Source organism: Hydrocarboniphaga sp. (assembly GCF_965279055.1).
Classification (GTDB): domain Bacteria; phylum Pseudomonadota; class Gammaproteobacteria; order Nevskiales; family Nevskiaceae; genus Hydrocarboniphaga.
This window is the reverse complement of the sequence record NZ_OZ257125.1, coordinates 1,844,346-1,856,234: the sequence shown is the minus strand read 5'-3', so window position 1 is coordinate 1,856,234 and position 11,889 is coordinate 1,844,346. Positions and strand designations below refer to the sequence as shown.

The following is an 11,889-nucleotide window of genomic DNA, read 5'->3' as shown; positions in this document are numbered from 1 at the left end:
GTGCAGCCTTCATAATGAGCCAAAGCCCAGTGTGCCCAGGCGGGCGCGCCCTCCCGGCGCCAAAAGCGTCCCTAGCAAGCTCAAGTCTGCTTCCGAATCCTGTCGTAGGCGCGGAGAATCTTGTAAGTCGCGAGCCCGTCGATTAGGCAATACTTGGTCGAGGATCGACCGGGCATTATTGTCAGTGCGCGCAGGGTCTCGCGAACTGCACTGCCGATGAGATGAGAGTGTTGTACGACATACACATCAGCGCCGGTCCGCGCTAGCCGGACAATCTGGTCAGCACGCTTGCCCATCATCTCGAGGGTCATCTCACGAAAGTTAGTGGGGCCCTTCAACAGAAAAGCGGCGGTACGCCGTTTTCCTCCCACCACTACGTTTCCAGAGAAGTGATCGTCTGATTCTCCACCCCAATCCTTCTTGGTCGGCTCAAGAAGTAGAGACCCGATCGCTTCCTTCACGAATGCCTCACTCAACTGAGACATCACGCTGGTCCATTCATGGTCATTTGCAACGACGACGTTCGACATCGCGCTGAACTGCTAAATGTCTTCTGGCAGGAGTTCTCCGAAGTTCTGTCCGAGCCACATCAGGGCAGATGAGTCTGCGCCATTGCGAGGATGATCGAACCAAGGAGATCCAATTACCAATGGCTCGATCCGAAAGCGATCGGGCTCGTCGTGGACCAACCCGATGATCGATTCGACGTATCCTTTCTTACTTCCCTCGGCCAAGGTCATGCGGCCGGTGTCGCTCACAAGGTGAGAAGTGTGGTACGCGATGACGACAGGCTTGCCGAAAGTAACCGGCAGCTCCACCTCATGCTCGACACGCTTTGCATCGTAGATTTCTGGACACGCTGCCAGCCGCTCGGTGCTGCGGAAGAGGTGTCTTGGCTTCTGTAGCGCGAGTGCCTCCATTAAGGTGGGCGCGCCCAGGACTTCACAAAAGTCTTCTACCATCGTCACAAGGAGATGGCGGTTGGCGAGCCGTGCCATGTGGTCATCGGCTTCGGAGGCGCGCGACGTGTAGTAATCCCGGCCTTTGCTGCCCAAGGCCATGAAACACAAGCGCTGATTGATAAGGCCTGCATCGATATGGTGGAACGCATCCTTGGTTCGCAGTCCCGGTGGAATCTCTTCGATGCCCATTCCCGCCCCCAAAATTTGAGATCCGATTGTCGGTCTGGTTCTTGACCTAGTGGCCAGGTTGCACCCGGTCAATAAGTCTTGCCAGTCCAGGCTTCGGACCTAGATGCAGATTTTAGATGGTATATCCCAGTCAGAGCTTTCGCGGTCGACAGACTTTCAACGTCCGGTTCGGGCTGAAAGGCGCCACCGGCTCAAGCGCAACAACCCTCCAGTGACTTGCGCTGCGCGTCGCTCAGGTCCAGATGCAGCGCCTGACGATACTGCTCGCGCGCCGCGTCATGGCGGCCGAGTTTGTCCAGCGCCCGGCCCCAGCTCAGGTGCAGCGCGCCCCAGTTGGGCGCGTACTTTTCGGCTTCGGTGTACCGCGCGACCGCCGCCTTGTAATCCTGCTTGGCGGCGAGCGCGTCGCCCCAGCTCTTCAGCGGATCGGCCCAGTGCGGGCCGCGAGCATTCGCGTCGGTGAATTTGGCGACCGCGCCGTCGATATCACCGTGGCGCATCAAGGCTTCGCCCCAGGAAAAATACGAACTCGGGATCGACGGCGCCAGCGCCACCGCCTCGGCGTACTGTTGCTGCGCCAGCGCCCAGTCGCCGTGGTGATCGCCGATGTCGGCCTTGAAGCGATAGCAATCGACCCCGCGACCGCCGCGCTCGATGTCGGCAACGGCTTTGTCGTGCTGTCCGGTCCACTCCTCCGCCAGCGCCAGCCAGCAGGACGGGCCGATGAAGTTGCCGGCCATCGCGGTCGACGCGGATACGGCGGCGTCGACCTGATTCAGCGCCACGAGCGCCGCGGCATGGTCGCCGCGATCTAGCGCGATGATGCCGTTGACGAAATCGGTCTGGATCACGGCATAAGGATCAGTGGCGGCGCCGGGCGATGTTTGCAGCGCCAGCAGCGCGCCTTGCCAGTCGTGCATTTGCGCCAGTTGCTGTGCATCGCTCGCCGCCGCGGTCACGGTACCCGTTCCCTGTCCGGCACTGTCCGCCATATCGCGCAGGTTGCTCTCGTGCACGGCCGGCAGATCCCAGCGCAACACGTCGAGATTCTGGAAATACAGCGGAGAGACGTCTTTGGCAAACCACTGCCCGCGCCGGGCGAGGCGCTCCAGTTGCAGGCCCGTCTGCACCGTGCCTTCCTCGTCGCCGAGCGTCGTCTGGACGGACATGATGTTGTTGTAGCCCACCCAGTAGTCCGGCTTCAGCGCGACCGCCTGACGGAACCGGGTCAAGGCCTCCGCATACTGCCCCTGATCGAGTAGCGCCAGGCCCCAGAGATTGAGCAGCAGCGGCTTGTCGGACGGCAGCGCCGAGCCGTAGTGGGTCTTGACCAGTTCGATCGCCTCTTGGTCGCGGGCTTCGTCGGTCAGATAGGCACCGAAGCGGTAGGTCTCCGAAACACCATAGATGTACTCGGCAGCTTGCAGGGTCAGCGCCGACAGTTCCGATGCTTTGCCGTAGAAGGTCTTGGCCGCGAAGCCGTTGCCGCGGACCGTGAGCGCGAGGCCGCCTTCGGCGGTCTGCGTGATGCCGCCGCCGATGTGCGTTTCGTTGCCGAGCCAGGCACGCAGATAGCGTTGCAGCTCGCCGATCGAGATATGCGCCTCCGGAATTTCCACGCGGACATCCCCGGTCCAGGCGTCGGTGATGCCGCGCTTGGAAACCGAAGAACGCGTTTCCGACTGGAAGCGTTGCAACTGGTCGAGCAGGCCGGACGCGATCGTCTTGCCGCTGAGGCCCTGCTGGTCCATCGCCGGCGGAACGTCGAAAGCGCCGATCACCACGTTCTGCGCATGCCAGGCCGAGAACAACAGGTTGACCACGACGCCGGCGACCACCAGCACGACCAGCGCAAGGCCGACTTCGAACACGATGCGCAGCCGCTCGCGGATGTTCTGTACGCGCTGGTTGTTGTTGGCAAACACCTGGCCCAGGCGCTGTTGCTCGAGCAGCGCCTGCTGCGCCGCCTGCACGCCGCGCTGGCGCTGCAGATAGCCCACCTGTTCGTGAATCAGCTGCTGTTTTTCACGATCGGCTGCCTGCAAGGCAATCGCATCGGCCACGCTATCGCTTGCCGGCGGGCTCATCTGCGCCATGCGTACTCCCCCAATCCGAGCCCGACTAAGTCGCGAGCTTTATCACCAAGGTTAGCAGATGGAATCAGTCGCCCGATAAGGCCGCTGCCCGTTGCGCTGCGGCGCGCCGGCGAGCGTTGCGGACCACCTCGCCACTACGGTGATCACTCGCCTTTTGCGCAGGACACTCAGGGTTTTCCGCGCCTGAACTTCTTCGCCCGCGGCGCCATGCTGGCCCGCCATTCGGCGATCCGTGCCGCGGACAGATCGCGGATAACGGCGCAGCCGGGCTCGTCGCGATGGCCGCAATCGCTGAAGCGGCAGTGCCGCGCCAACTCGCGGATCTCGGCGAATTCGTCTTCCACCTGCGCCTGCTCCTGCGACAGTTTCAGCTCGCGCAGGCCCGGCGTGTCGATCAGGCAGGCTCCGCTCGGCAGCATGCGCAGCGAACGCGCCGTGGTGGTGTGGCGGCCCAGATCGTCATGCGACTGCGTCGCCCCGGTGCGCTGACCCTCATTGCCCAGCAGATTGTTCATCAGCGTGGATTTGCCGACGCCGGAGGAGCCGAGCAATACCAGCGTCCGGCCCGGCAGCAGCCAGCTGGCGAGCATGGCGGTGGCCTGCGGGCTGCGCGCATCCATCGTCAGCACCGGCGTGGCGTCGCCGGCCAGCGCCTGGACCTCGGCACGCAGAGCGTCGGCATTGCGCACGCGGTCGATCTTGGTCAGCAGCAGCACCGGCGCGGCGCCGGCGGCGATGGCCATCAGGCGGTATCGCATCAGCCGGTCGGCGCTGAAGTCGCCGTCCAGGCCCATGACCAGCAGCGCCGTATCGACGTTCGCCACCAGCCGCTGGCGACGTCCGTCCTCGCGGGTTCTCTCCAGCAGGCTGGTGCGCGGTATCAGTTGCGTGAGGCTTTCGCCCTCCTCTTCGAACAGCGCCCAGTCGCCCACGGCGATGCCGTCGTCGTCGGCGTCCAGCGTCTTGTAGAGCGCGGTCTGCGTTCGGGCACTGAATTCCTGCTGGCCGTCGTGCACGCGGTAGCCGCTGCGATGCTGCTCGACCACCCTCACCGGCCGGCCGCTGGCGGCCGGCAGTTGCGCGAGCGCGTCGGCCAGGGCGGTGTTCCAGCCGAGTCGTATCAACTGATCGCTGTGGGTGTTGCGGGTCATGAAGCCTTGCGGGAAGCGGGTGGTCGGGTTGCCGAGGGTAGCAGCCGGCGGCGCTGCTTCAAGGCGGCGCGACGCTGTCGATCATGTCGCCGATCTTGTTGGCGAGGTCCGCCATCACGAAAGGCTTGGTCAACACGTCCATGCCGGGCTCCAGGTGGCCGTTGCCGATCGCGGCGTTCTCGGCGTAGCCGGTGATGAACAGCACTTTCAGCCCGGGCCGCGACACGCGCGCGGCGTCGGCGACCTGGCGGCCATTCATGCCACCCGGCAGGCCGACATCGGTGATCAGCAGATCAATGCGCGCCTCCGAGTTGAGGATCTTCAGGCCGGCCGGGCCGTCTTCGGCCTCGATCGCGGTGTAGCCGGCCTCCGCCAGCACTTCGGCGATCAGCATGCGGATGGTCGGCTCGTCGTCGATGATCAACACGGTTTCGCCGGCGCCGATATCGGGCACCGCGTGCGGCTCGCGCGGCGCCTCGCTGTCGACTTCGCCGATATGGCGCGGGAAATACAGGCACATCGTCGTACCGTGCTCGGCCTCGGTGTAGACCCGCACCTGGCCGCCGGACTGACGCACGAAACCGTGAATCATCGACAGCCCCAGCCCGGTGCCCTGGCCGATCGGCTTGGTGGTGAAAAACGGATCGAAGATCTTGTCGACGATGTCTTTCGGGATGCCGGTGCCGCTGTCGCTGACGCAGATCGAAATGTACTGGCCCGGCGCCAGATCGCGTTCGCGCGCCGCGCGCGCGTCCAGCCATTTGTTCGCGGTCTCGATGGTCAGCTGGCCGCCGCCGGGCATCGCGTCGCGTGCATTGATCGCCAGGTTCAGCAGCGCGCTTTCGAGCTGGGCGGCATCGACCTTGATCGGCCACAGGCCGGCGGCGCCGACCACCTCGACCTTGATCGCCGGGCCGACGGTGCGGTTGATCAGCTCCTCCATGCCGAACACCAGGCGGTTCACCGCGGTGGGCTTGGGATCGAGCGTCTGCCGGCGCGAGAACGCGAGCAACCGCTGCGTCAGCGCCGCCGCCCTGCGCGCCGACGTCTGTGCGGCGTCGATGAAGCGATCGACACCGTCGAGCCGCCCCTGTGCGATGCGGCGCTCGAGCAGTTCGAGACTGCCGCTGATACCGGCGAGCAGATTGTTGAAGTCGTGCGCGATGCCGCCGGTGAGCTGGCCGATCGCCTCCATTTTCTGCGCCTGGCGCAGCGCCTGGTTGGCCTGGCCGAGTTCAGCGGTGCGCTCGGCGACACGCTGCTCCAGCAGCTCGTTGGACTCCTGCACGCGGCCGATCAGCCGCGCATTCTCGATCGCCACGGCGGCATGCGCGGCCAGGCCGACGATCAGCGACTCGTGCTGCTCGGAGAAACGCGCCGGCTGCGGATGGCCGAAGAACAGGCCGCCGATGACCTCGCCGTCGCGCGCGATCACCGGCACCGCCAGATAGCTGGTCACCGGCAGATGACCTTCCGGCATGCCCTTGCGCGGCGTGTTGTGGCCGTAGCGCGGGTCGAGCTTGATGTCGTCGGAGCGGATCACGCCTTCGCCGCCGAACGTCGGCGCGAACAGCGCGGTATTGCGCGGCATCGGAAAGCCCTCGAACGCCGAGCGCGGCGCACCGGACAAGCTGTAGAGCATGTAGCTCTCGCCGGCCTCGTCGACGACGTTGTAGAAGAACGCGCCGAACTGCGCACTGCAGAGTTCAACTCCGGCGTCGACGACCAGCTGCACGATCTGGCTCAGGTCCTGTTCGGCGGCGGTCGCGGCGGCGACGTAGTTCAGTGCCTCCAGCGCGCGGCTCTTTTCAGTCAGGGCCGCCTCGACCCGCTTGCGGTCGGTGATGTCGATGACGAACTTGAACGCGGTGCCGTCCGGCAGCAGCTTGGCGGCGAACAGACCCCACCACAGCGAGCCGTCCTTGCGCCGGTACTCCTTCTCGTACGGCGTGGTCTCGCCTTTTTCTTTCAGCTCGGCAAACGCGCGACGCGAGTTTTCGATGTAGTCCGGCGCGGTCAGCCGCTCCCAGGTCAGCTCGCCGCTGGCGATGTCCTGCGCGCTGTAGCCGCTCATGCGCTGGAACGCCGCGTTGGCGTCGATCAGCACGCCGGCGCCGTCGAGGTAGACCGCGCCGACGGTCTGGATTTCGAGCGCGGTGCGAAACCGCTCCTCGCTGGCGCGCAGCGCCCTTTCGGCGCGCTCGGCCTCGGTGACGTCGCTGCCCTCACAGAGCACGCCGACGACACGGCCGTCGGAGTCGCGCATGGCTTCGCAGACGAAGGTCATCAGGCGCTCTTCCTCGTCGCCGGACGGCTGGCGAAAGCGCACCGGCGCGGCGACCACCGAGACCCGTTCGCCGGTAGCGTAGACGCGGTCGATCATCTCGAAATAGCCCTGATCGCTGACGTCCGGGAACGCTTCGCGTATGGTCTTGCCGGCCCAGTCCTGGCTGCCGAACACGCGCCGGTGCGCGGCGTTGACAAACTCGACACGATGCTCCGGCCCGCGCATCGACACGATGAAGCCCGGCGCCTGCTCGAAGGCCTGCAGGAAGCGCTCGCGCTCGGTCGACAGCCGCCGATCGGCCTGCACGCGCTGAGTGGTTTCGATGACGATCGCGATCACACCGGCGGGCTGGCCGGCCTCGTCGAATACCGGCGAGTAGTCCAGGTTCATCCACACCTGCTCGGCGCGACCGTTGCGATACAGCGTCAGCTCGTGATCCTGATAGGCCAGCGTGCCGCCGCCGAGGCAGACCTTCATCACGTTGTCGTTGAACGCCGCGACTTCGGGCCAGCCTTCGCGCACTTTCGAGCCGAACAGCTCGGGATGGCGGCCGCCGGCGAAGATCGAGTAGGCGTCGTTGTAGAGCATGATGCCGTCTTCGCCCCACAGCATCACGATCGGCACCGGTGACAGCAGCACGATGCCGAGCGCGGTGTTCAGGCTGGCCGGCCAGGTCTCGATCGCGCCGAGTGAAGTCGCCGACCAGTCACGCTGCGCGAGCAGGTTCCCGCAGTGTCCACCGCGCAGCAGCCACGCCGGTGAGGCGCCCTGGGACGTGCCGATGCTGCCTGTAGCAGTCGCTGCTGTGTGCATGCGCCGTCCGTAGCGATTCTGATTATTCCGGTCGCGGTGGATGCGGGCCGTTGACGGCCCCGCCCCATGTACCGCGCCGAAATATAACAGCCGTGGGCTCCGGCCTGCCCAGTGCCGGACGTCGCTACAAGTCGCTCTGAGGCCGAGCTAGCGGCGCTTCTTCAACACCGGGCCGCAGGCCGGCGACGCCAGCAGCAGATCGGGATCGCTGCGCAGTTCGTACTTCACGGTCGCGTCCAGCGTCTGCATCTTCATCGCGCCGGCGGGCGCATCGGTGATCGCCAGCTTGAGGTTGTTTTCGGTCATCAGGATGCCGCCGCGATAGCGCACGCGGCGCAGCACCGACTTGTCCGGCTTCTCCGCGGTGGTCCAGCACAGCAAGCCGGAGCCGTCTTCGGCCAGCACCAGCGTCGCCTGGCCGCCGTCGCTGGTGGCACCCGACCAGGTGCCGATGTCGATATCCGGCGCCGGCTCCGCCGGGCCGCTGCCGTAGACATACAGATTGGGTTGGCCCGCGTCGTCCTTCGACGAGGCACAGGCCGTGGCCAGCAGCGCGACCATCAACAGCAGACCGAACGAACGCATCAGTTTCTCCACGGAAGATGCCGTCAGCGTAGCGCGTCGCCGCGCGCTTGTGTTGCCTGGGCGCGGCCGGCGCGCTGTTACCATCGGACACAAGTGCTGGACACGATGGAGCAGGAGCATGGCGCAGGTAGGGCTGCTGGATCTCGCAGGACAGGCCGCGCTGGTGACCGGCGCCGGCCAGGGCGCCGGCCGCGGTATCGCGATGCTGCTGGCGCAGCACAATGCCGGCGGCGTCGCCGTCAATGATTTCGTCATGGCGCGCGCCGAGGCAGTCGCCGCCGAGATACAGGCCCTGGGCGTGCGCGCCGTGCCGGTGCAGGCCGACGTCGGCGACCACGCCGCGGTCGCTGCGGCTTTCGCCAAGGCGCGAGCCGTACTCGGGCCGATCACGCTGCTGGTCAACAATGCTGGCAATGCCGGGCCCGAGGCGACGATGGGCCTGTCGCCTTTCTTCTGGGAGACCGCGCCCGAGGATTGGGACCGCTATTTCCGCACCAATCTGCAGGGCGTGATGAACTGCTGCCATGTCGCGCTGCCGGAGATGGTCGCGCAGCAGCGCGGCCGGATCGTCACCATCGTCTCGGACTCCGGCCGCGTCGGCGAGGCGCGGCTGGCCGCCTATGCCGCGGCCAAGGCAGCGGCCGCCGGCTTCGTGCGATCCATCGCCAAGGAAACCGGGCGCTTCGGCATCACCTGCAATGCGATCTCGCTGTCGACACTGGAACCGCCGATGGACGACGAGCAGCTCGCTCGGTTCATCGCCAGCGATCGTTCCAGGGCGCAGCTGGCGAGCTACACCATCCGGCGCTTCGGCAAGCCCGCCGATGTCGCCGCGATGAGCCTGTTCCTGTGCTCCGACGCCGCTTCGTGGATCACCGGCCAGACTTATCCGGTCAACGGCGGTTACAGCTTCGCGGTGTAAGCGCCGAGCGCCGGCTCACGAACCGGTCACGATGAACACGCGGTAGTCGGCGGCCTGTTGCCGATGCGGTATCGCGCGCTGGTAAGCCGGGCTTTGGTACCAGGCTTTTGCGTCCTCGACACTGGCGAACTGCAGCACGACGACGCCATCGGGCGCCTCGCCTTCCAGCGCCTCGATGCTGCCGTAGACCACCAGCGGCGCCGGTCTCGGCAGCGGCGGCGTCGTGCGATTGGAACCACGATAGCGATCCATTGCCGCCTGATCGACGATCGCGCCTTCGCGAATGAAGATCAGGTACGCGGTCATTTTGCGCCGCCTACCCGGCCAGCACCGATGCGCTGTCCAGATCGCTGAAGGCTGCCGCATAGCGCTGTGCCAGTGCGATCGAAATCGCCGGCGCCTGCCAGCCGTCGGTGCCCAGCGTCGACAACCAGATGGCGAGGCCGTAGGCCGGCGTGGCGCGGTAACGCCGCCACATCTGCTCCGCACTCGGTCGCTCGGCCGCCGGCACGTCCAGCGCATCGCGATAGATCTGTACCAGCTCACGCTCGTGGCGCCGCCGATCGGCCTCGGTCAGCGCGCCGACCAGAAAGTAGCCCACGTCCTGCGACCACTCGCCGCGCCGCACCACCTGCCAGTCGAGAAACCCGACCTGGCCGCCGGGCACGATGTAGGTGTTGCCGATATGCGCGTCACCGTGCAGCAGGGTCATCGGGTGCTCGCTGAGGCTCGCCACGTAGCGCCGCCAGAACTCCAGGATCTGCTCGCCGTCGTAGTGCGGCAGCGAATCCGGCAGCAGACCCGCGGCGCGCTCCAGGCCGATCGGAATGCGTCTGCGCAGTCCCACCAGCCAGCCCTCGCTCGCTTCCCAGGTCTTGATCCAGCCCAGCTGCGGATGGCGGTCGGCGGAGAATCCCCAGTACTGGCTGTGCAGCCGCGCCAGTCCGCGCAGGCCGTCGGCAACCTGCTCCGCGCTCATCGGCCGCAGCGCGTCACGCGGATCAGCGTCGCGTTGTTTCAGGTCTTCCATCACCAGCAGGAAATCGCCCCGCTGCTGATCCGCAATCGCCCTGTAGACGATGGGATGTTCCACCGGCAACGGCACATTCGCGCCGAACAGCAGCGCCTCGTTGAACAGGTTGCCGTTGCGCAGGTGTACGGCGCGATGCGCCGGATCGTTGGCTTTGAGGAACAGCGTCCGCGGACCGCTGCCACGCGAATAGGACAGCTGCAGCACGGCGCGGCGATTGGTGCCGTCGTCGCGATGCACGATGTCGACCTGCTGCACCACGGCACCGGCGCAACGCGCGGCCAGCGCGTCGTTCAACCAGGCCGGCGTGATGTCTTCCCAGCGCTGCGGCACACGATCCTGATCCTTAGGGAACATCTGAATAAGTCCTGCACGTCCGCGCCGACGTCAAAACCGGCACGATGCAAGGAAGGAGTGACGAAGTGTATTGGGCATACAGGAGGAGCGACTGACGCCGCAGCGTGCCGGTTTTGGCGCCGGCCCTTTGGGTTGCCCCGGAGCTGCCGCCATGCGGCGTTGCGGGCCGCTTGTTTGGAATCGCCAAACCGCGCAGCCCGCGCCTTGCCTGGCGGCAGCTCCGGGGCAACGCGGGCGCGCAAGACTTATTCAGATGTTCCTTAGCTGTCGGCACGCGGCACCTCGCAATGGCTGCATCTGCAGGATGCTGCCATGAAGCTCGGGCCGGTGAGTGCGCGCAATGTGTTGCGCGCGCACGCGGCCATGCCTGTATACGCTAGCCGGCTTCGAGCTTGCGGTGCATGTCGCGATAGTCCTTGCGGTATTGCACCGCCAGACGCGTCTTCTGCGTGTCGCTGAGGATCTTGCCGGAAATCTGGAAGAAGATTTTCTCTTCCTCGCGCAGATGGTCGTAGAGCTTCTCGGCCAGCTTCTTCATCTTGCTGGTCCAGCTGCGGCCGGCATGGTGACCGTGCTGCATCTCTTCGACCAGCTCGTCCATCTCGTGATGATCGGCGAGCGCGTCGCGCGACGGGTGCAGGCCGCGATCGTCCATCAGGATTTCGACGTACAGATAGCGCTCCTCCGCCGCCTCGTGCGCCGCCAGCTCGATCCGCAGCAGGCGGAATATTTCATCGCGGCGCGGATCGGCCTTGGACAGCATCAACCGGCGCATCAGCGTCCGCTGGATGCGGTGGCTCTCGCGCAGCGCTTCGAAAATGGTCTCCGCCATTGCTCCCCCCTTTTTGGACACGAGGCGCGAGTGTAAAAAGGCCTTGCTGACTGCCGGCCTATCGCGCACCCCGCTGCCGTCGGCCGCGCCATGCTTTAGGCTTGGCGGCATGACCACCATCTCACCCACTTCGGATGCGCGCAGACCCCGGCTCGACGATCTGTGGGACGACCATTACGCCGATCTGAAAAAGCTCGCGCGCAGCCGCCTGCGGCTGTCCGGCCGCGGGCCGCTGATGGACACCACCTGCCTGGTACACGAGTCCTATCTGAAACTGCTGGCCTCGGCCAAATCCGAAATCGGCGAGGCCCAGCGTGCGCAGTTTTTCGCCCACGCTTCCAAGGTGATGCGCTCGGTGATCGTCGACATGGCGCGCCAGCATCTGGCCGAGCGCCGCGGCGGCGGCGAGGTGCTACGGCTGGACACGCAGAATCTCGACCAGGCGATCGTCGAGGACGATCCGCTGTACGTCGATGAAGCCGTCGAGGCGCTGCGGCTGCGCGAGCCGCGGCTGGCGCAGATCGTCGAAATGCGTTTTTTCGGCGGCCTCACCGAACTCGACATCGCCCAGGCGCTGAACCTGTCCGAGCGCACCGTGCGCAACGACTGGAACAAGGCGCGCGTGCTGATGAAGCTGCTGCTGGAGTAGCAACAATCCCCGGGTT

The 11,889-nt window shown here is 65.7% G+C and carries 11 protein-coding genes; 2 read left to right on the top strand and 9 right to left on the bottom strand.

Translation table 11 applies throughout. The features are described from left to right. Window positions 1-80 precede the first annotated feature (80 nt). The 6 genes from ACQZF9_RS08380 to ACQZF9_RS08355 form a co-directional block, all read right to left on the bottom strand. A complete protein-coding gene (locus ACQZF9_RS08380; protein WP_428312782.1) occupies window positions 81-530 on the bottom strand; it encodes a hypothetical protein in 450 nt (149 codons plus the stop codon). Window positions 531-542: 12 nt separating this feature from the next. Continuing rightward, the gene (locus tag ACQZF9_RS08375) at window positions 543-1,151 is read right to left on the bottom strand and encodes a hypothetical protein (RefSeq protein WP_428312781.1); all 609 of its coding nucleotides are present in this window, start codon (window positions 1,149-1,151) and stop codon (window positions 543-545) included. Window positions 1,152-1,342: 191 nt separating this feature from the next. Continuing rightward, the gene (locus tag ACQZF9_RS08370; protein ID WP_428312780.1) at window positions 1,343-3,247 is read right to left on the bottom strand and encodes a tetratricopeptide repeat protein; all 1,905 of its coding nucleotides are present in this window, start codon (window positions 3,245-3,247) and stop codon (window positions 1,343-1,345) included. 167 nt (window positions 3,248-3,414) lie between these two features. Further along, a complete protein-coding gene (gene rsgA, locus ACQZF9_RS08365; protein ID WP_428312779.1) occupies window positions 3,415-4,398 on the bottom strand; it encodes a ribosome small subunit-dependent GTPase A in 984 nt (327 codons plus the stop codon). A gap of 58 nt (window positions 4,399-4,456) precedes the next feature. Then, window positions 4,457-7,498 (bottom strand): PAS domain S-box protein, encoded by a 3,042-nt coding sequence (locus ACQZF9_RS08360; RefSeq protein WP_428312778.1) that lies wholly within the window; start codon window positions 7,496-7,498, stop codon window positions 4,457-4,459. Between the two features lie 147 nt (window positions 7,499-7,645). Continuing rightward, window positions 7,646-8,083, bottom strand: a complete 438-nt coding sequence (locus tag ACQZF9_RS08355; protein WP_428312777.1) for a hypothetical protein — start codon at window positions 8,081-8,083, stop codon at window positions 7,646-7,648. Between the two features lie 118 nt (window positions 8,084-8,201). Between ACQZF9_RS08355 and ACQZF9_RS08350 the strand changes: the two genes are divergently transcribed. Continuing rightward, complete coding sequence (locus tag ACQZF9_RS08350) at window positions 8,202-9,005, top strand: SDR family NAD(P)-dependent oxidoreductase (protein ID WP_428312776.1); 804 nt, start codon at window positions 8,202-8,204, stop codon at window positions 9,003-9,005. Window positions 9,006-9,020: 15 nt separating this feature from the next. On the opposite strand, the gene ACQZF9_RS08345 is transcribed toward ACQZF9_RS08350, so the two are convergent. From ACQZF9_RS08345 to ACQZF9_RS08335, 3 genes are all read right to left on the bottom strand, one after another. Next, on the bottom strand, window positions 9,021-9,311 hold the full coding sequence (locus ACQZF9_RS08345) for a DUF1330 domain-containing protein (RefSeq protein ID WP_428312775.1): 291 nt from the start codon (window positions 9,309-9,311) through the stop codon (window positions 9,021-9,023). 10 nt (window positions 9,312-9,321) lie between these two features. Continuing rightward, complete coding sequence (locus ACQZF9_RS08340) at window positions 9,322-10,392, bottom strand: phosphotransferase (protein WP_428312774.1); 1,071 nt, start codon at window positions 10,390-10,392, stop codon at window positions 9,322-9,324. A gap of 376 nt (window positions 10,393-10,768) precedes the next feature. Next, the gene (locus ACQZF9_RS08335; RefSeq protein WP_428312773.1) at window positions 10,769-11,224 is read right to left on the bottom strand and encodes a hemerythrin domain-containing protein; all 456 of its coding nucleotides are present in this window, start codon (window positions 11,222-11,224) and stop codon (window positions 10,769-10,771) included. A 109-nt stretch (window positions 11,225-11,333) separates the two neighbouring features. Between ACQZF9_RS08335 and ACQZF9_RS08330 the strand changes: the two genes are divergently transcribed. Further along, the gene (locus ACQZF9_RS08330) at window positions 11,334-11,873 is read left to right on the top strand and encodes an ECF-type sigma factor (RefSeq protein WP_428312772.1); all 540 of its coding nucleotides are present in this window, start codon (window positions 11,334-11,336) and stop codon (window positions 11,871-11,873) included. The last annotated feature ends 16 nt before the right edge of the window (window positions 11,874-11,889 follow it).

What these genes read in the sequence shown, in the direction of transcription:
- ACQZF9_RS08380 (WP_428312782.1), bottom strand. Translation starts at nt 530, where the DNA reads ATGTCGAACGTCGTCGTTGCAAATGACCATGAATGGACCAGCGTGATG.
- ACQZF9_RS08375 (WP_428312781.1), bottom strand. Translation starts at nt 1,151, where the DNA reads ATGGGCATCGAAGAGATTCCACCGGGACTGCGAACCAAGGATGCGTTC.
- ACQZF9_RS08370 (WP_428312780.1), bottom strand. Translation starts at nt 3,247, where the DNA reads ATGGCGCAGATGAGCCCGCCGGCAAGCGATAGCGTGGCCGATGCGATT.
- rsgA (WP_428312779.1), bottom strand. Translation starts at nt 4,398, where the DNA reads ATGACCCGCAACACCCACAGCGATCAGTTGATACGACTCGGCTGGAAC.
- ACQZF9_RS08360 (WP_428312778.1), bottom strand. Translation starts at nt 7,498, where the DNA reads ATGCACACAGCAGCGACTGCTACAGGCAGCATCGGCACGTCCCAGGGC.
- ACQZF9_RS08355 (WP_428312777.1), bottom strand. Translation starts at nt 8,083, where the DNA reads ATGCGTTCGTTCGGTCTGCTGTTGATGGTCGCGCTGCTGGCCACGGCC.
- ACQZF9_RS08350 (WP_428312776.1), top strand. Translation starts at nt 8,202, where the DNA reads ATGGCGCAGGTAGGGCTGCTGGATCTCGCAGGACAGGCCGCGCTGGTG.
- ACQZF9_RS08345 (WP_428312775.1), bottom strand. Translation starts at nt 9,311, where the DNA reads ATGACCGCGTACCTGATCTTCATTCGCGAAGGCGCGATCGTCGATCAG.
- ACQZF9_RS08340 (WP_428312774.1), bottom strand. Translation starts at nt 10,392, where the DNA reads ATGTTCCCTAAGGATCAGGATCGTGTGCCGCAGCGCTGGGAAGACATC.
- ACQZF9_RS08335 (WP_428312773.1), bottom strand. Translation starts at nt 11,224, where the DNA reads ATGGCGGAGACCATTTTCGAAGCGCTGCGCGAGAGCCACCGCATCCAG.
- ACQZF9_RS08330 (WP_428312772.1), top strand. Translation starts at nt 11,334, where the DNA reads ATGACCACCATCTCACCCACTTCGGATGCGCGCAGACCCCGGCTCGAC.